23 protein-coding genes are annotated in these 19,492 nt (G+C 54.8%); 4 read left to right on the top strand and 19 right to left on the bottom strand.

The window, feature by feature from the left end:
* Nucleotides 1-185 precede the first annotated feature (185 nt).
* From Q1K07_RS13255 to Q1K07_RS13200, 12 genes are all read right to left on the bottom strand, one after another.
* Nucleotides 186-1,106 (bottom strand): hypothetical protein, encoded by a 921-nt coding sequence (locus tag Q1K07_RS13255; RefSeq protein ID WP_300311583.1) that lies wholly within the window; start codon nucleotides 1,104-1,106, stop codon nucleotides 186-188.
* 342 nt (nucleotides 1,107-1,448) lie between these two features.
* Entirely contained in the window at nucleotides 1,449-2,408 is a 960-nt protein-coding gene (locus Q1K07_RS13250; protein WP_300311581.1) for a DUF6602 domain-containing protein, read from the bottom strand.
* 361 nt (nucleotides 2,409-2,769) lie between these two features.
* On the bottom strand, nucleotides 2,770-3,432 hold the full coding sequence (locus Q1K07_RS13245) for a hypothetical protein (RefSeq protein WP_300311579.1): 663 nt from the start codon (nucleotides 3,430-3,432) through the stop codon (nucleotides 2,770-2,772).
* 81 nt (nucleotides 3,433-3,513) lie between these two features.
* The gene (locus Q1K07_RS13240; RefSeq protein WP_300311577.1) at nucleotides 3,514-4,587 is read right to left on the bottom strand and encodes a PIN domain-containing protein; all 1,074 of its coding nucleotides are present in this window, start codon (nucleotides 4,585-4,587) and stop codon (nucleotides 3,514-3,516) included.
* Between the two features lie 576 nt (nucleotides 4,588-5,163).
* Complete coding sequence (locus Q1K07_RS13235) at nucleotides 5,164-5,589, bottom strand: GNAT family N-acetyltransferase (RefSeq protein ID WP_300311576.1); 426 nt, start codon at nucleotides 5,587-5,589, stop codon at nucleotides 5,164-5,166.
* Between the two features lie 239 nt (nucleotides 5,590-5,828).
* The gene (locus tag Q1K07_RS13230) at nucleotides 5,829-6,224 is read right to left on the bottom strand and encodes a GFA family protein (protein WP_300311574.1); all 396 of its coding nucleotides are present in this window, start codon (nucleotides 6,222-6,224) and stop codon (nucleotides 5,829-5,831) included.
* A gap of 88 nt (nucleotides 6,225-6,312) precedes the next feature.
* The gene (locus tag Q1K07_RS13225; protein WP_300311572.1) at nucleotides 6,313-6,693 is read right to left on the bottom strand and encodes a VOC family protein; all 381 of its coding nucleotides are present in this window, start codon (nucleotides 6,691-6,693) and stop codon (nucleotides 6,313-6,315) included.
* Nucleotides 6,694-6,742: 49 nt separating this feature from the next.
* On the bottom strand, nucleotides 6,743-7,276 hold the full coding sequence (locus Q1K07_RS13220) for a VOC family protein (protein ID WP_300311570.1): 534 nt from the start codon (nucleotides 7,274-7,276) through the stop codon (nucleotides 6,743-6,745).
* 106 nt (nucleotides 7,277-7,382) lie between these two features.
* Complete coding sequence (locus Q1K07_RS13215) at nucleotides 7,383-7,793, bottom strand: VOC family protein (RefSeq protein ID WP_300311547.1); 411 nt, start codon at nucleotides 7,791-7,793, stop codon at nucleotides 7,383-7,385.
* A gap of 33 nt (nucleotides 7,794-7,826) precedes the next feature.
* Nucleotides 7,827-8,285, bottom strand: coding sequence for a helix-turn-helix transcriptional regulator (locus Q1K07_RS13210; protein ID WP_300311545.1), 459 nt, complete (start codon nucleotides 8,283-8,285; stop codon nucleotides 7,827-7,829).
* A 27-nt stretch (nucleotides 8,286-8,312) separates the two neighbouring features.
* On the bottom strand, nucleotides 8,313-8,789 hold the full coding sequence (locus tag Q1K07_RS13205; protein WP_300311544.1) for an NYN domain-containing protein: 477 nt from the start codon (nucleotides 8,787-8,789) through the stop codon (nucleotides 8,313-8,315).
* Nucleotides 8,790-8,851: 62 nt separating this feature from the next.
* On the bottom strand, nucleotides 8,852-9,643 hold the full coding sequence (locus Q1K07_RS13200; protein WP_300311542.1) for a winged helix-turn-helix domain-containing protein: 792 nt from the start codon (nucleotides 9,641-9,643) through the stop codon (nucleotides 8,852-8,854).
* A gap of 108 nt (nucleotides 9,644-9,751) precedes the next feature.
* On the opposite strand from Q1K07_RS13200, the gene Q1K07_RS13195 reads away from it, so the two are divergent.
* The gene (locus tag Q1K07_RS13195) at nucleotides 9,752-10,099 is read left to right on the top strand and encodes an NIPSNAP family protein (RefSeq protein WP_149285766.1); all 348 of its coding nucleotides are present in this window, start codon (nucleotides 9,752-9,754) and stop codon (nucleotides 10,097-10,099) included.
* Nucleotides 10,096-10,407, top strand: coding sequence for an antibiotic biosynthesis monooxygenase (locus Q1K07_RS13190; RefSeq protein ID WP_149285767.1), 312 nt, complete (start codon nucleotides 10,096-10,098; stop codon nucleotides 10,405-10,407). The genes Q1K07_RS13195 and Q1K07_RS13190 overlap by 4 nt, the downstream gene beginning before the upstream one ends.
* Nucleotides 10,408-10,451: 44 nt before the next feature.
* Here the strand turns inward: Q1K07_RS13190 and Q1K07_RS13185 are convergent, their stop codons facing one another.
* The 3 genes from Q1K07_RS13185 to Q1K07_RS13175 all read right to left on the bottom strand — a co-directional run bounded on the left by Q1K07_RS13185 (nucleotide 10,452) and on the right by Q1K07_RS13175 (nucleotide 12,717).
* Entirely contained in the window at nucleotides 10,452-11,021 is a 570-nt protein-coding gene (locus tag Q1K07_RS13185; RefSeq protein ID WP_300311536.1) for a dihydrofolate reductase family protein, read from the bottom strand.
* 284 nt (nucleotides 11,022-11,305) lie between these two features.
* The gene (locus Q1K07_RS13180) at nucleotides 11,306-11,839 is read right to left on the bottom strand and encodes a nuclear transport factor 2 family protein (RefSeq protein WP_300311534.1); all 534 of its coding nucleotides are present in this window, start codon (nucleotides 11,837-11,839) and stop codon (nucleotides 11,306-11,308) included.
* Nucleotides 11,836-12,717: a LysR substrate-binding domain-containing protein gene (locus tag Q1K07_RS13175; protein WP_300311533.1), complete on the bottom strand. Its 882-nt coding sequence runs from the start codon at nucleotides 12,715-12,717 to the stop codon at nucleotides 11,836-11,838. Before Q1K07_RS13175 ends, Q1K07_RS13180 begins: the two co-directional genes overlap by 4 nt.
* A gap of 118 nt (nucleotides 12,718-12,835) precedes the next feature.
* On the opposite strand from Q1K07_RS13175, the gene Q1K07_RS13170 reads away from it, so the two are divergent.
* The gene (locus Q1K07_RS13170) at nucleotides 12,836-13,900 is read left to right on the top strand and encodes a nitronate monooxygenase (protein WP_300311531.1); all 1,065 of its coding nucleotides are present in this window, start codon (nucleotides 12,836-12,838) and stop codon (nucleotides 13,898-13,900) included.
* Nucleotides 13,901-14,065: 165 nt separating this feature from the next.
* Here the strand turns inward: Q1K07_RS13170 and Q1K07_RS13165 are convergent, their stop codons facing one another.
* The 4 genes from Q1K07_RS13165 to Q1K07_RS13150 form a co-directional block, all read right to left on the bottom strand.
* The gene (locus tag Q1K07_RS13165) at nucleotides 14,066-15,592 is read right to left on the bottom strand and encodes a tripartite tricarboxylate transporter permease (RefSeq protein WP_300311529.1); all 1,527 of its coding nucleotides are present in this window, start codon (nucleotides 15,590-15,592) and stop codon (nucleotides 14,066-14,068) included.
* Nucleotides 15,592-16,047, bottom strand: coding sequence for a tripartite tricarboxylate transporter TctB family protein (locus Q1K07_RS13160; protein WP_300311527.1), 456 nt, complete (start codon nucleotides 16,045-16,047; stop codon nucleotides 15,592-15,594). The genes Q1K07_RS13165 and Q1K07_RS13160 overlap by 1 nt, the downstream gene beginning before the upstream one ends.
* Nucleotides 16,044-17,027, bottom strand: a complete 984-nt coding sequence (locus Q1K07_RS13155) for a tripartite tricarboxylate transporter substrate binding protein (protein ID WP_300311525.1) — start codon at nucleotides 17,025-17,027, stop codon at nucleotides 16,044-16,046. Before Q1K07_RS13155 ends, Q1K07_RS13160 begins: the two co-directional genes overlap by 4 nt.
* Nucleotides 17,028-17,532: 505 nt before the next feature.
* The gene (locus tag Q1K07_RS13150) at nucleotides 17,533-18,198 is read right to left on the bottom strand and encodes a helix-turn-helix domain-containing protein (protein WP_300311524.1); all 666 of its coding nucleotides are present in this window, start codon (nucleotides 18,196-18,198) and stop codon (nucleotides 17,533-17,535) included.
* Nucleotides 18,199-18,313: 115 nt separating this feature from the next.
* Between Q1K07_RS13150 and Q1K07_RS13145 the strand changes: the two genes are divergently transcribed.
* Nucleotides 18,314-19,474 carry a CoA transferase gene (locus tag Q1K07_RS13145; protein ID WP_300311523.1) on the top strand — a complete coding sequence of 387 codons (1,161 nt, stop codon included), beginning with the start codon at nucleotides 18,314-18,316 and terminating at the stop codon, nucleotides 19,472-19,474.
* The last annotated feature ends 18 nt before the right edge of the window (nucleotides 19,475-19,492 follow it).

The raw sequence follows: 19,492 nt of genomic DNA, 5'->3' as shown, positions 1-19,492 counted from the left end.
GCTTTGGGACGTCAGTTGCCTCTTCCATCAGAGTAGCCTGAAGATCGGCACTCGGGCAAAAGTGGTATTTTAGCTAGTGATGATATAATGCCTGCAACATGCGAGGCTACGAAATGAAGGCGAAGCCGCAATGCAGTAGCCGTCGCCGTGACTGGCCTGGTTAGACATAAACCCCTCTCTGCAGCTCATTCTCCCACTGCGCCTGGGTGGTCAGTCCATTCACACACCCCACAACTCGAGAAGTATTCACCATCGTCACCCATGGAAATATCGAAATGGGTTCTAATGTTCCGTGACTTACAAACCGGGCACTCCTCGTTCTTATCAATCCGGCTCCTTTCCAAAATCTGGATAAAATGACCAATTACCGTTTGGCAAGAATGAATTGCTATAGAAGAGGCTGTCTTATTGGCATTTCTAGAGTGCGTGAGCCAGTTCACCAACTGCCACGATTCTTTCGCGACACTCTTCAAATGTTGCCTTAGATTCTTATTGCTACTCCCAGAACACAACTGGTTCATCAAAACGTTTGACCAACCAATAAAATTGGCATCTTGCGGCCGCTCTATTTCCTCTGATATCTCCGCTCTACGTCTTAATGCACCAATCAACGAAATTAGAGCCTCCCTTAGCAACATCCCGACGGTTTGGTAATCTTCAGCCTCAACAGCAGTTTCATGCCTGTGGGAAGCCTGCTCTTCGCGGCGAATAACTTCATCGAATGGACTTGGCTCTCCTGCGTCGACATTATCCGACCGGCTTCTCAGGCGCATCATAAGCCCGATATGAAACGACAGAGTGTAGTCAAGGCTTGGAAAATGCCTTTGGGAATAAAGGTTGGTGAGATTCGTTATGACCCACCAACGGCCACTATCGGTGCTTACATCCCACATTTCGTAGGTATCACCTAGCACAACCTCTGTTTTTATTCGCTCAACGTGTTGAACTTCTTCATCACGAGCCTGGCCCTCAACATAGCTTGCAATATCGGCCTCAGAATAAGGATCTCGGTCAACACTATATCTAGCGAGCTCTTCTGGAGGAACAGGGTGATCATGCACGACACAGTCGTCAGACACTTCCTTTTCATCGTGTGGCTTGATCACGTCAACTCCCTCCTAACAGGTATTAAACTGCTGATATTATGATTGGAGGAACGTGCCGGCACGCTCCTCCGACAAATGCAGCCTACAAAATCTACGCTAAATCATTGATAGGTATAATTACCAATTTCCATTAGACTGCATATCCAAAGTTCACATGCCTGCTGCATTTCCCCACATGTCCGCTCAGGGTTGCCAGTTGCCAGTTGCCTCTTCCATTAGAGTAGCCTGAAAATAAGCATTCGGCCAAGAGCGGCCTTTCAGAATTTGCTGATTTAACGCCAGGCTCACGCGCCGATTAAAAGCCACAAAGCGGTGTAAAATCGGTCGTTGTGCAGCCGATTATTAGATCTGATCATCGTTAACAAACTTTCCCCGCTTAAAAATATAAGTGCTACTTTCCGATTGCATTATTCCACCACAGTTCGGGCACTTATCGCTCGCAGTTAAGGCGCCATTTACTGTGAGGTCTATATTTCCAATCTCAGGAACTATCTCCCCCACCAAACCGCATCCCTCGCAACTCACTTGCACAGTGGCTACATCACGGGATTTGGTAGCAACAAATGCTTTCGCTTCTGGTACGATATAGTGACCGAGGCATGGCAATCCTCGGCTGTCAGATACAGAGCGGTATGTGTTGGTAACCCCACCTATAAATGCCAGAACTTCATCGTAATCCTCCCCATCTTTGAACCCGACCCAGTAGTTTCCATTGTCATACCAATATTCTTTACCAGCCACACAAATAGCCCGAAGGTGGGCAGCTTCATCTCCATATAACTTCCTATATCTCTCAGCTTCGTTAAGACGATTGCCAGTTAAATCTGAATCTAGAGCAAAAACGACAGATCTTAGTTTTTCAATGGAGTGGTGCCTCTCTTTGCCCGCATCATCTTTTAGCCCAGGCAAATAGCCAAAGTTTTGTGCTAAGTTCTTTGCACTTTCATGCGCCCCCTTCAGCTCTGTGGCATTAAGGGTTGTTTTTACCTCAATGGTATAAAGGACCGACTCAACCGGGAATATACCAACCTTTTCATCCATCAAAATGGGTGGGAGAACAGCTCTATTGTATAATAAGATGTCTATTTGACCAGAAATCCTTCCACTATAACTATCGATTATTTGTCCAGTACCCACACCAATGTCAGCGGGAAGCAATGGACCAAATAGCTGCCCCACCAGTATTTCCAGAACCGTTCCTTTTACACCTTGATGACTGAATCCAGACGCAGCCTTTGCTTGAGAGATTGCAGAGACCACCTTGGATCTCAGCAATGATTGGTATTGATTATTTACAGCCATACTTCGATCTCTACTCAGGCTAACAGTGATTAGGCTACACGCTATGACATTGGATGAACGTGCATACGGGATCAAGTCAAAAAACGCGCAAAGGCTGAGTCCGCTATGGCATTGTTGTTTTCATATTCATCAAGAGCACCTCTGCAGCCTATTCCCAATAACCGTGCCTGCAGCATATTCCGGAAAGCCAGCTTTGGGTCGTCAACTGCCTAAGCAATCCAATCAGCATTGACTAAAGTTCCTCACACAGCCTCGGCCAGAGGTTGACGTTCAGAACATGTCGATATAGCGCGAAGCTCATCCGCAGCGATGCAGTCGGCTGAAACTTGAAATTATGTGCTGCCCATGGGGTGAGACCTGACTACCCCTCAAGGTGATTAGTGATGAAATCGGTAGCGAATTCAATCGTAGTCCTAACATCTGACTCATCAAACTCATCCCACTGGGCATGGGTTGCTTTCGTCCTCACGTCTGCCGACACGCGAGCGCGTTTTGCTTTTGTGGCCGACAGGTATCCGGATTTTGCGAGCTCGCTAATCAGCGCATCGAGCTTCTGTCCATTTTCATCGATGCCACTCTTTCGGCAAACGCGGCGGAGGGAGTCCTCGAACACCACTCCGGCAATGACGCCCGCTTCATTCTTCCGCCCCTGTTTTAGGTACAGCTTCGCATGATCAAGGAAATCGTCGAAGATTTCGGCTCGCGCATTATCAGCTACGGAAGCGACTAGCCCTGCCTGTGCATCCCTTAGCAGGTTAGTGAGAACTTCCGACATCTCACCGACGCCCTGCGGTATCACGTACCCGTAGTCGTGCTCACGAATTCTGTCGGCTACCCTTCTATACCCCGAATTTGCATCGGGAACGAGCAGCTCCACGATGTTCGAGGCGGCAGCAATCCAACCCTTACACTTCTCTGCATGCTGAATTGAGGATGCTTGCCCGTATTCGTTTCCTCTTCGGAGCTGCGATGATTCGTCCAGAAGCTCTTCGATACGTCGAACAACAGTGTCTTCAATCGCCATAGAACGAACCTCGATTATACATAACGCCCACGTAATAGGCGCGAGCTTGCGAGCGTCTTAATTGACGCGTTTATTAAATTATTATCTCCAATCTAGTTCATTTTCTTCGACAGCCACCTCTATGCCACCTGCTGTTTCAGCAATATAAAGACCATCGTCCTCAGCATTTACAAGTTCGCCATCGATAAACTCATAATGTAAAAACACCTCAACAGTAAAAGTGGTCGTGATAGTACTTGATCTGGATGTGCTATCAAACGTATAAACTCTCCCATCTTCCCGGTCATATATTCCATTATTAAAATCTGGGCCAGTTACCGTCACTTCGAACTCCACATCGACGTCAAAAGCAATCTGGCTTTCTTCGTCATCTATATAGAGTACAGATGGTTCAATATCTCCAATGTGCGTAACCGTCAGTCCGTCATCAACCTCAGCATCTTCCCAGGTCGAGGCGTTGTATACATCACAATCTTCAAGAAACTCTTTAATCTTAGCTTTAATGACCGTTTCATTAATGACAAAGTATTGCTTTACTTGCTCATGCCTGACATTTGTATGAGTGGTATAGATATCCAGTAATTTATCAAGTGACTCGACAGAAACAAACTGTGGGTCACTGTCACAAAAGACTTTTAAGTCGACATCATCTGAAACCACATAGATCTTCTCATCTTCATTTAGATGTGATTTTAACGACAAAACAGAAATGGCATCTGGAAACTCAGATTTTTTCTTTCCATCACCGAATGGTGGCTTTTTATCAAAATAAAGCGCTAACAACTTTTCAACATTCACACCGTCTGCTTCCACTACCGCCGTGGAGCATCTCTCCATAAACTCATCAAAGACTTCTTCAGATTTTTCGTATATGTCTTGATCTGGAACTTCTTCGAAAAGCCCTTTTATCTTATAATCATCAAGTGAAGCTAAAAGCCGGGCTTTTCTTCGAAAGGTTTGGATGGCGTTTAGGGCATCTTTTACAGCCCCTTGAATTTTAGATTTCACCTCACGCTCTACCACACTCGTAGATACGTGGAAAAGTTCGTTGGATTCACAGTACTTTCTAAAAGACTTAAAAGCAGCCCCATCAAAATGAAGGCCAGCTTTCACAAATGACTGTGTATCAATAAATACCTTTCTAGTTTCTAGCACAATACTTCATCCTGAACTTTAATCAATCACCGCGCTTGCTGCATAACACGAATCAAGGTGCCCGCTGGATCTGCCGTCATGTCGCCTTTGGGTCGCAAGCAGACCTCGTCCCCCGTTCCTGCATCCAAAACACCCTTTACTCCAAAACCTAGACCATTTCATAAAGAAACAAAAGGAAACACAGATGAATCAATACTAGCCAATGGTAGAACAAAGATTCATCTCAACCTCTTGTTAATGATTTCACAAAGCATGGTGTAAGCACTCACTTTCACTCCCTGCCTAGAAGTGTCTAAGTGCTACTTTTCTGAAGCTATCTAGATCGTGACTTTTGATATACCTTGCCTGCCGTACAAGAAGGTATGGACAACATCCTGGCGACGTTTTGCCGCGGGAATATAGAGGCAGTGTGATAGAGGAAGGCGGCCCCATTGCCTCCTCGCTGGCAGCCTCATCAGGTAGCTGAACCAGCAGGACAGGGACAATCTGGGCCGCTATGTCAGCGAGAATGCCAGCCACAATGGGAAGATCCTATGGCTGAGTGGATATGCACCCACAGCAAATTACGGCGAATTTTTACGTGTGATATTCCATGATGAGTTCGGAATGGCCGGTATGTATGTCAACTTGCTCGCCATGTGAAGTAAATCCATGCTTCTCATAGAACCTGACACTCGGGCTATTGTCCTTATAGACAGTGAGCTGTAAGCGCTCTCTCCTTCCCTTGGCGTCGTCAAGCAAAGCCGTTCCCATGCCTTTGCCTTGCATATCTGGAGACACAAAGATCGCCGCCAGCGTATTACCGAACAGGCTATAGAATCCGGCAATTTTCCCGTTGGACTCAAGCACAAAAGTCTCCGATGCGGGGATGTATATACTGCGCATGTCACTGATCCGGGATTCCCAAAAACCCGGATCAACAAAACAATGCGCCTTAATTGATGCTGACAACCAGATATCCAAGACTTCATCGATATCCGCTTCTTGATATTCACGAATCATCTCGTGGTTCCTTGAAACTCGTCACATCCACCTTCAACTGCCGATACAGGATTGCCTTGCAGATTTCCTGCAAGGTTCTGTACGAAAAGTGCCTGCACTTGCTCATGCTTTGTTGGACTTGATCTCAAAATGCTCATTTACACCCCGTAAACTCCGCTTTTTCGATCAATTCCGCCTTGCCTGACCATCATTCGTCGACTTTTCGTACAGACCCTAGTCAGACCAAGCATCTCCCCATGCTACCGATCCGCGGGATGATGGACGCCGTCGTTGGTAGGTACATCGGGAATATCGAAGGGATTGACGCCTTCAAGGCAGCCGACGTTGTATCCGTACTCGTTCGGGCTGGAGCGGCGTTGGTGGTGGGTATAGATGCCGCAGTTGGAGCAGAAGTAGTGCTTGGCGGTATGGGTATTGAACTGATAAAGCTTCAGGTGTTCCTCGCCTTTGACAATGCGGATGCCATTCAAGGGCACGGATGCGACAACCGCACCCTTGCGTCTGCAGATGGAGCAATCGCAACGTCTGGGGCTGACGATACCGTCAGGAAGGTCCAGCTCCAGTTCTACTGAGCCACAATGACATGTCGCCCGATGCTTGGGCTGAATTGCTACTCCGCCAACTTCCTTGAGCATTGCTGTTTTCTCCTCTAGGCACTTCTCGTACAGACCCTATGGCCAGATAGTGATTATCGTATCTGTGAACAACACGCGATTGGTAACTTTATACCGGCTTGCCGGAGGCATGGCTGGAAAAGAAGGTGATGACATGCCCGGCAGGTTCACGAAGGGTAAAGGTTTCATGGTCGATTTCCGGGCGCGGCTCAATCGGCGATGGATCAAGCCCTAGTGACACACATCGCTGATGGGTCGCATGCAGGTCATCCACCATGAGGTCGAATGGTGCGTCACCCGGCGTGATGCTGTCTGTCTGTATCAGGATCAGGTGCGTTCCACCGCGCATCTCGTAGATCGATACCTTGGGCCCATCAAAGATGGGCCGCATACCAATGGTTTGCATGAACTGGGCAGACGCTTCCATGCGGTCGGTCTTCAGTACCACGTGTGCTACGCCCACGGTTGGGCGTTGATCGTTTCCATCCATCTTCCTGGCCCCCAATGCGTGCAGTGCCCAGGGTTTTCACTCCGCAGCCTCAACCGCGAAGTGCTGCCTCGATGGCGGCGACGTCGATCTTTCTCATCTCCATCATGGCGTTGAACGCGCGCTTGGCAGCGGCAGGATCGGAACTCGTGACTGCTTGGGTCAGCACCACCGGAGTAATCTGCCAGGAGATGCCCCACTTGTCCTTGCACCAGCCACATGCGCTTTCTTCACCGCCGTTATTGACGATGGCGTTCCAGTAGCGATCCGTTTCTTCCTGGTCGTTGGTGGCAACCTGGAACGAGAACGCTTCATTGTGCTTGAACGTCGGCCCGCCATTGAGCCCGAGACATGGAATGCCCATCACGGTGAACCAGACCGTCAATACATCCCCTTCCTGGCCGGACGGATAGTCGCCAGGGGCGCGGTACACCGCTTTAACGGCTGAATCGGGAAAGGTCTCGGCGTAGAAGCGTGCAGCCTCCTCGGCGTCGTTATCGTACCAAAGGCAGATCGTGTTCTTTGCTGGCGTTTCCATGTACTCCTCCATCGTGTTGGCCACGCGAAGCGGAGCAAGTAATGCCATCGCAAGCGCCTCGGGCATGGCATAGGCGGGAGAATTTATAAGCTCAGAATAAATAAACAGTGGATGGCTCGTCGGAGCCGTCCACTGAGTATAGTTCGGGCCACCCCTAGCGTACCTGCTGAATCCTCAGCAAATTCCCCGCCGGATCACGCACCGCGAAATCGCGCACGCCATAAGGCTGTTCCATGGGTTCCTGAACGATCTCGGCGTCGCGGGCCTGCAGGCGTTCGAAGGTGCCATCAAGGTCCTTGGTGGCAAACAGCATCATGGCGTAGGTGCCCTTGGCCATCATTTCCATGATCACGCGACGCTCTTCATCGGTAACACCGGGGGCGGCGCCTGGTGGAGCGAGAACAATCGAGGTGCCGGGCTGGTCGACAGCGCCGACCGTGATCCAGCGCATGTCCCCGTAGGCCACATCGTTGCGTACCTCGAACCCGAGGGTGTCGCGGTAGAAGGCCAATGCCGCTTCCGGGTCGTTATGCGGGAGGAAGGTGGAATGGAGGGTGATGTTCATGGTGATAGCCTCAGCCGTTATGGAGCTATCAGCTTATGCACGCTTCTCGGCTGCCGCTTCTTGATTCCTGATCGGTCTGGTCACTTGCTTGGCCACGCAAGGTGGAATGCCCGCTGTGGCATATTCTGACTGCTGTCGGTAGACCGTGGGCGGCACACCCACCAGTTCGGTAAAACGCGTGCTGAAGGTACCCAGCGATGTACAGCCCACCTCGAAGCAGACCTCCGTGACACTGAGATCGCCACGCCGCAACAGGGCCATGGCCCGCTCGATTCTGCGTGTCATCAGGTAGGAATAAGGGGATTCACCGTACTCGATCCGAAACTGGCGGCTCAGGTGCCCCGCTGACATGTTCACGCCCCGGGCCAGCGCTTCCACGTTCAGTGGCTGGGCGTAATCTCGGTCCATGCGATCACGCACCCGGCGCAACTTCACCAGATCATTCAGCCGCTTGGTGGAAACGAGAGTTGTAGGAACGGGAGTTTGAGGCACGGGTATTTCACTCCACAGGGGGAAAATTCAACCCAGCAAAAGTGCTTCATCTATCGGGACAAACTTACTGGCCGCATGGATCAATGAATTGGCGGTGAGCTGAGGCACGCCATACACCTCCACGGTCTTGCCATGCACGTGACGCAGTTTATCGGCCAGCAGATCAAAGTCGCCATCGCCGGATACCAGCACGATGACATCGGCCAGTTCGGCGTATTCCATGGCATCCAGGGTAATGCCGACATCCCAGTCCCCTTTTGCAGAGCCATCCGACCTTTGAATGAAAGGTTTCAGCTTTACCTCGAAGCCAATCGCCCGAAGGATGTTCTGAAATTCACGCTGTTTTTTATCGCCTCTATCGATGGCGTAGGCAAACGCCTTCACCACTTCTCTATCCGCAGCGACTTCTGACCAGAACTTGTTGTAGTCAAAATTGCGCCGATAGGCTTCGCGAACGGTGTAATAGACATTTTGTACATCTACAAATATCGCCACTTTTACCATGTCATGAACTCGTTCTCTCGATCGCTACCCTGGGTGACGACTGCAAAGCCAGCCTTCTGGCATTACACGGCCTTCGCTGTTCTGTCTCGTGTCGCTCTGTCCTGTACTGTTCTCTCTTGTACCGCCCTATCCTGTACTGCTCTCTCTTGTACTGTTCTGCGTTCTTCCACACGCTCCAGTGAAAACAGGGCGCGCAGGGATTTTTCCCCTTCCTGCGTGAACACAATGGTGCGAGATCCCTTCTCGCGCTGTGCCCAGCCCTGTTCCTGCATCCAGCACAACAATGCGGCGCCCAGCGCCCCGGCAAGGTGATACCGGCGCTCGCTCCAGTCCAGGCATTCGCGACACAACGCACGCTTCTGTGCCACCGCCTGCTCGGTATCGATGCCAATACGCTCGAACCACTCGCGTCCGCGTTGGGTCAGCGCCAGCCCGCCGTCGTCACGCTGAAACAGACCGTGGCGCAGCATTTCCTGGAAAACCCAGACACCCAACTCTCCGGCAAGATGGTCGTAGCACACACGCGCCTTGCGCAACGCCGGTTCGCGCGGCCCGAACAAAGGGGGAACGGGTACTGAGCTGGCGGCGAGCCCCATCAGCGATTCCAGCAGCTCGGCCACTTCATCGCCTGCCAGGCGGAAGTAGCGATGCCGACCCTGCTGGGCAACCTCGATCAACCCGGCTTCGCGCAGCTTGCCCAGATGCGAACTGATGGTCTGGCGAGTAACACCCGACATGTCGGCAAGCTCAGTGGCGGTAAGTGCATGACCCCCCATGAGCGCGGACAGCACTTCTGCCCGGGCATTGTCGCCGATCAGCGCGGCAATGCGTGTGATGTTCGGTCCTTCCGCCATGTTTCGATCCCCATCGAATCAAGTTGAACAGGTGCTCCCTTACGCTTTGTCTAGCTCATTCATTGCCTATTCCACTGATTGCCTGCCCTATTCACCGGAGACACTAGCATGACGATAGCTTGCGTGATTCGCTACGAAATCGACCCTTTCCAGAAAGAAGCCTTCAAGGCATACGCCGAGAACTGGGGACGCATCATTCCGCGTTGTGGCGGCCATCTCATCGGCTATTTCCTGCCCCATGAAGGCAGCAATGACATCGCCTGGGGCCTGGTCGCCTTCGACAGCCTTGCGGCCTATGAAGCCTATCGTGCCCGCCTGAAGTCAGACGATGGAGGACGAGCGAACTTCATTATGGCCCAGGAGCTGAAACTCATCCTCAAGGAAGAGCGCTCTTTTGTCGAAGTGGTGGAAGGCACCCTGGGTATCGCACCCGTACAAGGAGGATTCGCCCAATGATCGCGGTAATCTTTGAAGTCGAGCCCAACCCCGGCTGCCAGCAAGCCTATATGGATATCGCGGCAGAGCTGAAACCCCACCTGGAAGACATCGATGGTTTCCTCAGCATCGAACGCTTCGAAAGCCTGACCCAGCCAGGCAGGATTCTTTCACTGTCGTTCTGGCGCGATGAAGACGCCGTGCACCAATGGAAGAACTTCGAAGCGCACCGCGCCGCGCAGATCAAGGGCAAGCAAACCCTGTTTGCCGATTACCGCCTGCGTGTTGCGCATGTGGTGCGGGATTATGGGATGGAAGGAAAACAATAACAGAATGACACCGGCTTGCTCAGGCCGGTGTCAGACGTGTCACGTCAGGCATTATCCGGGTTGTCTTTGCGCACGTCATAACGCAGCTCGACCATGCCGCTGCCCATCTGCCGAACAGAAGTCAGGTGTAGAACCGGGCTTAATACCCTGCGGGGAAAAAGCGGTTTCCCCTGCCCCAATGTGGCCGAACCCACTTGCAGGATCAGTTCGTCCAGCAGGCCTGCATCGTAGAACTGTCCGGCAAGATCACCACCGCCCACTATCCAGATATTCTTTCCTTCGGCAGCCGCCTGCATCTGGGCATGGACGTTGCGCACATCCCCATTGACGAACTGGATGTTCGCCCCCTCGATCATCGGTAGCTGGCGACTCGAGAATACCCAGGCCGGTTGGGTATATGGCCATGCAGATCCTGTTTCGGCAGCCACGCTATCGGCATGACGCACCATCCATTCATACGTTGCCGACCCCATTGCCAGGGCCCCCACTTCGGAAATGAATTCGGGATAGCTCGAGTCATTCAAATCGCCGAGGGGAAATAGCCAGTCAAGGGAATCATCTTCCGTGGCGAGAAAGCCATCGAGGCTCGTCGCGGTGAAGTATTGCGTCTTCATTGCTATGGCGGCTCCTGTTTTATCAACCGCTTATTTTACCGATTTCTTATATTGTTGATCTTTTATTTTACAACCCTCTTATATAACTCTTATTCATATAAGGGTGTCCCTGATATGGCCTCGACTGCAGCAGAAGAAAAACTTAACACCGTGACCGAGATTAGTGGACCACTGCATATCGTGCTTAAAACCCGGCGAGGCGGCGACGCCTGGATTCGCCCCACTCATAACCGGGTGTTTCTTCCCGATTCGCGAGTGGTCAATGGTCAGGGAAGTCGACTTGCTCACTTCCTGCCCTGGGACGAACCTCCATGCAGGGCGGCGTTTCCCCAACTCTGCAGGGCGTTCTGTTTGATACTCGATATCTTCCACTCGCCCTGTATGTCACGAAGCTGGAATTCATAGTTGCCGCAGGAGTGAAAGAAGTTCTCTTCTGATATTGCCGGCACCTGAGACTGAGTTTGAGCCTGGGACTGAGTTTGGGTCTGAGCCTGGTTCCGAGACGGAGACAGATCAAAGCGCAGGATCAGGTAGTTGCAGCGCGCACTGACAACGCCCTCTCCCGCTTCCTGGGTAATGAGCAGGTTAGAAAAGCTATGCTGCTTGGTCAGGTCATCGACAGCATTCTGCCGGCGCTCGACGAAGTCTCGGCGGCTCATGGTCGAAGGCGGCTCTCGCCCGGAGGATGCGTAATCGATACTGACCTGAGGGGCCAGACACTCGACCATGGATGGCCAGTCGCGCTGGTCAAAGCAAAGGAAAAAACGACACAGGACATCATGGATCTGTACGAAGACGTTCGGATCGGGGGACGTCATATTTTCTCCTGCTGGAACAACTGGACGAATTGCTGGAATGCCGGCATCTCGTAGCCGCTGCGCCATACAAGGTGAGTCCTTGTCGAACCTAGCGCCAATGTCGCCAGATCCGTTGGTACGCCACTCAGGTCCAGCACACTACGGGGTAGCAGGGTGACACATGAACCCGCAGCGACCGCCGCTATCATCGCGTGATAGGAACCCAGTTCCTGGATGTTCCATTCACTTCCGGCTTCAATGCCCAGCCACGCCTCCGCCACAGCCCTGTAGGTACAACCCGGTTTGAACGCGGCCAATGAACGGGTACCTATCTGGGCAGGCTTGGTTGCTTCGGCATCGCTGGTGGGCAGGAGCAGCAACAGCGCTTCATTCCAGAGCGGAATGCCCTGCAGCCCCATCTCGGCCAGGCCTGACTCATCCTGAAGCATTGCTGGAAGTGCTGCGAAAGCACAGTCCAGTTGCCCATTGCGCACCTGATCCAATAACTGTGCCGAGGGGCCGGTGCTGACTTCGATCCGAGTCTCGGGATTGGCCTTGCTGTATATCGCCAGCGGCGCAGGCAGCCGACTCGCCGCCGTGCTTTCTATGCTGCCAATGCGCAAGGTGCCACCACCACTGCCACCGACGGCATGTCTGGCCTCGTCTGCCAGGGCCAGCATGCGTTGTGCATATGTCAGGAAGCGCTGCCCAGCCGTAGAAAGCGTGATGCGCTTGCCGATGCGAATGAATAGCTCGGCCCCTAACTCGGCCTCCAACTGCTGTATGCGTGTCGTGACGTTGGAGGGCGCGCGCCCCAGCCTGGAGGCCGCTCGCGTGATACTCAGTTCGGCAGCCACCACTTCAAAGATCTTCAGGGTTTCCAGGTCCATGTTCTTCATGCCGTTTATTCACAAAACAGGAATGATATAGACATTATATTCTGTATATGAGATCAATGAACACCCATTGTTCTCGAAATCCGTATTCTTCGACGTCATGCCAGAGGAGGTCTCCGACATGAGCATCGCTAGTCCACTTGCCGCCCGGTTGGGCATCCACCCCATCATTCAGGCGCCGATGGCTGGCGTGTCCACACCGGAACTGGCCGCTGCCGTATCGAATGCTGGAGGTCTCGGTTCCCTGGGCATTGGCGCGAGCATCGTTTCTCAGGCGCAAGAGATGATCGAACGGACACGTGCGCTGACGACACGCCCTTTCAACGTCAATGTCTTCTGCCACCAGCCCGCTGTGCGAAACACGGCGCAGGAAGCCGCCTGGATGGCACACCTGGCACCGCTTTTCGAAGAATGCGGCATGGATGTACCGACTTCGCTCGAGGAAATCTACAAGAGCTTCATCGAAGACGATGAAGCGTTCGAGATGCTTCTCGAAACCCGGCCTGCGGTAGTCAGCTTCCACTTCGGCCTACCGCCCACAGAGCGGATCCGTGCACTGCAGGACGCCGGCATCTACACGCTCGCGACGGCTACCCGTCTCCAGGAGGCAAGGGAGATTCAGGAACGGGGCATCGATGCCATCGTGGCCCAGGGGATCGAAGCCGGCGGACATCGCGGCATTTTCGATCTCGACGCTGCGGATGAACAACTGAGCACGTCTGTGCTCGTTCGCCTGTTGGTCAAGCAGACCGATCTACCGATCATCGCGGCCGGCGGCATCATGGATGGCCAGGGGGTTCGCTCAGCCCTGGAGCTGGGGGCCGCAGCCGCTCAACTCGGCACTGCTTTCATCCTGTGCCCCGAATCAGCGGCAAACGCGAGCTATCGCGCCAACCTCAAGAGCCAGTGTGCCGCCGAGACACGCCTGACCTCGGCCCTTTCAGGACGGCCGGCGCGCGGCATCCTCAATCGCTTCATCCGCCACGCCGAGTCAGAGAGCGGGATTGAGCCTGCGGCCTACCCCGTGGCCTATGATGCGGCCAAGCGACTGAACGCAGCAGCAGCCAAACTCGGCAATCATGACTTCGCCGCACACTGGGCAGGCCAAGGCGCGACGATGGCGCGCGAGCTTCCCGCTGCCGAGTTGATGCACCAGCTGATTCGGGAATGGCAAGACACGCAATAACAGCGCCGACAGGCTTTAACCGCGATAGATCACAGCATGGCGCGATAGATCAAAGCATGTCATGAAAAAAGAAAAAACAGACGGCCAGGCGATCTCAATGAGATGGCCTGGCCGTCATCTGCAGCAGTGCGCTATGCCAGCCAGCAGGCTTATACCCGCCAGTGGCTATTGACGATCGCTCGCCTCGGTTTCTGCTGCGGCCCGCATGCGCCGACGCAGGATCGGTCCGACGATATACGGCAGCACCAGGCCAACAAGAGCCACGATCCACAAGCCCATTGCCAGGCCGCTATCCCACAGGGCCGACCAGTCGCCATTGGAAATATCCAGCGTATGGCGCAGGTTCTTCTCCATCTCCGGCCCTAGCAGCAGACCCAGGATGATCGGCACCAGCGGGATTTCCAACTTGCGCAACAAATAGCCTGCGACACCGAAGGCGACCATGAAGTACAGATCGAAGGTCGAGTTGCTGATCGAGTAGATGCCGACGAAGGCGACCAGGGTCACGACCGGCAACAGGTACATCGGCGGCACCGACAGCAGCCTGACAAAGATCCCCACCAGCGGAATGTTGAGCAACAGCAGCAGGAAGTTACCGATCAACAGCGCAGCAATCACGCCCCACACGATATCCGCGTTTTGGGTGAACATCAGCGGCCCGGGCGTGATGTTCATCGAGATCAGCAGCGCCAGCAGCACCGCGGTGGTGCCACTTCCCGGCACACCCAGGGTCAGCATGGGCACCAGCGCCCCACTGGAAGCCCCATTGTTGCCGGCTTCCGGCGCCGCCACGCCACGCGGGTCCCCGTCACCGAAGTGGCCCTTCTTGCCGACGATCTTCTTCTCCAGGGTGTAGCTGATGAAGCTGCCCAGCGACGCCCCGGCTCCCGGCAGCACGCCGGCAATGAAACCGAGCACACCACCACGCAAACTGGAAGGCAGCACATGACGGATATCGGCCCAACTCAGCTTGAGCTTGCTCACCGCGATGGTCTTCCTGCCCTTGCCGGCCCGCTCTTCGATGAAGAACAGCAGCTCGGAAATGGCGAACAGACCGACGATGGCGATGATGAAGTCGACCCCTTCATACAACTCCAGCATATTGAAGGTGTAACGCTGCACCCCGGTGCTGTCGATGCCCATGGTCGAGATCATCAGGCCCAGGCAGGCCGCGACCACGGTCTTCATCGGGTTCTTGCCGGTAATGCCACCAAGAGTGGCAAAGGCCAGCATGAACAAGGCAAAGTATTCCGCCGGACCGAAGGTCAGGGCGAAGTCCGCCAGGACCGGTGCCAGCAGGATCAGGCCGATGGTGGCGATCAGGCTGCCGATGAAGGAGGCGATGGCGGAGATGGCCAGGGCCTCGGCGGCCTTGCCCTTCTGGGCCATGGGATAGCCATCCAGGCAGGTCATCATCGCCGGCTCGTCACCAGGGATATTCAGCAGAATCGAGGAAATACGCCCGCCGTACATGGCCCCGGCATACACCGAGGTGAGCATGATCAAGGCCGTTTCCGGACGCAGGCCCAGAGAAAACGCCAACGGAATCAGGATCGCCACCCCATTGGCCGGCCCCAGACCGGGCAAGGCGCCGATCAGCGTGCCGAGGAAGGCCCCCAGCAGCGCGAACATCAAGTTATGCGGTGCCAGGGCAACGCCAAACCCATCGATCAGATAACCCAGGGTTTCCATCAGCTTCCCTCCAGCACATCAAGCACGCCCAGCGGCAAGCTCAGGTCGAGAGCGTAGCTAAACAGCAGATAGACCACGATGCCGGCCACTCCTCCGGTGATATACGCCCGCACCGGTACGGCCCCCATGCGCCAGCACAGCGTGCCCACCGCCAGCAAGGTGGCAACGATGAATCCCAGTGGCTCCAGCACCAGCGCATAGCCGACCAGTACCAGTACGGCAATGATCAGCTCCAGGGCAATGCGACTCATGGGCCAGGCATTATCGGGGTCTGGCTTGACCATCAGGTAGAGGCTGGACAGCGCCAGCACTACAGCAATCACCTTGGGAAAGGTATCGGGGCCGACCGTCCCGGCCCCACCAAACGGCTCCGGGAACTGGGTGGTGCCCCAGCCGTAGGCAACGGCCAGGACAAGCATCAGTACTCCGAAGATGCGGTCATTAAGATGGGTCATTGGATGATGCCAACTTCCTTGGAGAGCGTTTCGATATCGGCGATCTGGTCAACCACGAACTGGCGGAACTCGTCTCCCTGTACATCGAAGGGGATCAGCCCGTTCTGTTTCATGACGTTCTGCCATTCGTCACTGGCATACAGCTGATCCAGAGCATCGACCCAGTACTGCTTGGCTTCATCGGAGATATCCGCCGGCATGTAGAAACCACGCCAGTTGGCCCCCGTCACATCAACGCCCTGCTCCTTGGCGGTGGGTACATCGCTGAGCTCACCAGGCAGGCGTTCGTCGGCAAGAACCGCCAGCACACGCAGGTCGCCGGACTCCATGAACCCCTGGGCTTCGCTGATATCACCGCTAAAGGCCCCGATATGGCCGCCGACCACCTGGGTCATGGCCTCGCCCCCGCCGGTGAAAGGCAGGTACTTGATGCGCTCAAGGCCTTCAACACCTGCTTTCTTGGCCAGCATCAGCACCTTGAGATGATCCCAGCCGCCTTTCGAACTGCCTCCGGCGAATGTGACCGAGCCAGGCTGATCCTTGAGCGCTTGCAGCAGGTCATCGAGGTTCTTGATCGGAGAATCCTTGGCGACAGCAATGATGCCGTAGTCGGCACCCAACGCACCGATCCAGTTGACCATATCGGCATTCATGCCCGGGAACTGCCCTTGGGCGAGACGAGTCGTTGTTGCCGTCGAGGCAGCCACGAGCACTTTCTCATCCCCTGCCCGCTTGCTGACAACGTGAGCAAAAGCAACGCCCCCGCTGGCCCCTGGCATGTTGATGGTCTGCACATTGCCAGGAACGAGATCCAGATCCTCCAGGGTTTTTCCAACACTGCGACAAGTGAAATCCCAGCCACCACCTGGATCAGCCGGAGCGAGACATTCCACCTTGCCGGCTGGCTCGTAGGCACTGGCAGCCAAGGGGAAGGCCATCGCGCTGGCGACGAGTGCTGCGCCGAGTAAAGCCTTGTTCATGGGTATGCTCCATTGATGGGTCAAATCGTTGTTCTAGTGAATCGCTTTGGTAAATCAGCTTTGGTGGACCGGTTTGATGAACCGGTCTTGGTGAACCCGCTTTGGTGAAGCGGTTCTGATGCACCTGCTTTGGTGAACCACTGCCTTGATGAGACACAGGTTTGATGGGCTGCGGTTTTGCCAGGCGGCGGTTTTGACAGACGACAGCGTCAACCAACCTTTGTTTTATCTGCCGCACCCTGTTTTACAGGAGAGAAACTAGTGAACGTACAGATACGCCGTCAACGAAGAACGGAAAAATAGCGACTAAAGTCGCAAGGCAAAGTCATGAACAAGGCCAAGTCACGAACAAGGAAAGCAAGGCGCATAAAAAAACCCAACGCTAAAGCGTTGGGTCGGCTTCGCTGCTCAGGGGCAGCATGCCCACACGGGAATCATGCTCAGACGGTAGACCCTGGCTTTACACTCAGGCTACAAACCCAGGTTACAAACCCAGGCTGCAATTTCAGGCTGGACGCAATCCCTTGGGCCACTGCCGCTCCAGCAGAACAGCATACTGGGTCAGAAGTGGTGCATGACGGTCGCGCACCATAGCGTCGAAGCGCTCGCTGGGGCCAGACAAGGCCAAGGCTCCCATCAGTTCCCCTTCACTGGTGTAGATACCGATTGCCGCCGCGGACAGCCCGACCTGGCGCTCGCCGCTGGATGTCGCCACCGTTCCTCGTGGTGCATCGTAGTTCAGGACACGCCCGGCGGCCCCTCGCCCCAGAGGCAAGCGCACCCCTTCTTCAAGGTGATGGCGAACTTCCAGTCGGCCGTTCTCCCGCAAACGACAGATTCGCTCATCGCCATCCCTGATGTAGAACGATGCCGTTTCTTCGCTCGCATCACGCAGCGACTCCAGAATCGGCCGTACCAGGTTCTCAAGCTGCGGCCCCTCTCCCACCAATGGGGCCATGCGAACAAAGGCTGGCCCCAGACGGTAGATACCTCGCTCGTCTCGCACTACATAGCCGAAGACCTCCAGAGACGCCATGAGCCGCAGGATGGTGCTCTTGTAAAAACCGGTCGCATTCGCCAGTTCGGTTAGCGAAAACTCGCGCCGTTCGGCAGAGAACGCCTCCAACAAGGTCAACGCTCGTTCGACAGCCTCGACACGTCGCTGAGTCATGCAACTTCTCCTGAATGAAACTAAAGGCCAATGTTCTGATAGTCAGAACTGGCTTGCAACAAAACGATGCCGCTCATATTCTCTTAGAGAAAACACGTTCTACTTAAGGAAACATATGAGCGCATTACTCTCCGGCTATCGCGTTCTCGACCTGACCAATGTCCTGGCAGGACCGTTCTGCTGCCACCAACTGGCCCATATGGGGGCCGAGGTCATCAAGGTCGAGCGTCCCCAGGGCGGCGACCTGGCGCGTCAACTGGGGGCAGACCCTGAGCTCAACCGCGATTTCATGGGTGTTTCCTTCCTGGCGCAGAATGCCGGCAAGCGCTCCATCACCCTTGACTTGAAACAGCCCGACGACCGCCGTCGTTTTCTTGAGCTGGTCAAGGAAGTGGATGTTGTGGTCGAGAACTTTCGCCCCGGCGTGATGCAGCGCCTTGGACTGGGCTATGACACCTTGTGCGAGGCCAATCCGAAACTGGTCTACTGCGCCATTTCTGGCTTCGGCCAGGATGGCCCATTGGCGAACTATCCTGCCTACGACCAGATCATCCAGGGCATGGCAGGCGTCATGAGCATTACCGGAGCGCCTGACAATGCCCCCTACCGCGTCGGTTACCCGCTGGCAGATACGGTCGGCGGCTTGACGGCAGCCATGACGATCAATGCCGCCCTGGCCGAGCGCCCACGTCGCACTCACTTCATCGATATCTCCATGCTGGAATCGGTACTGGCCACCATGGGCTGGGCGGTCTCCAATCTGCTTGTCGCAGGCAAGGAACCGCGTCCCCTGGGGAATGACAATGTCACTGCCAGCCCATCAGGCACATTCCGCACGGGAGATGGGCTGATCAATATCGCCGCCAACAAGCAGGAGCAGTTCGAAGCGGTCTGCCAGGTTCTGGGGCACCCCGAATGGATCGCTGATCCCCGCTTCGCCGAACGCCAGGCACGCCTGGAACACCGCAGTGAACTGACCCGCTGCATCGAAACCGCCCTGGCAAACGACACTACCGAGCACTGGTGGCGCGCACTGGTCGAAGCCGGTGTTCCGGCCGGCCCGGTATATAGCGTTGCTGAAGCTTTGGCCCACCCCCAGGTTCGTGATCGAGGACTGATCGAGCGCTTCGAGCACAGCACTATCGGCCGCCCGCTGGAAGTGGTCAGCGGAGGCTATCGCATCGACGGACGGGCCCCTCGTGTTGCCAACCCACCGCCACGTCTCGGCGCCGACAATCACGAGCTGCTGCCCGCTCATGCCGCCAACGACGAATAACCTACCGGAATGAATGCC

It is taken from the genome of Halomonas sp. (assembly GCF_029263665.1).
GTDB lineage: Bacteria > Pseudomonadota > Gammaproteobacteria > Pseudomonadales > Halomonadaceae > Halomonas.
This window is presented reverse-complemented; position numbering and strand designations above follow the sequence as displayed.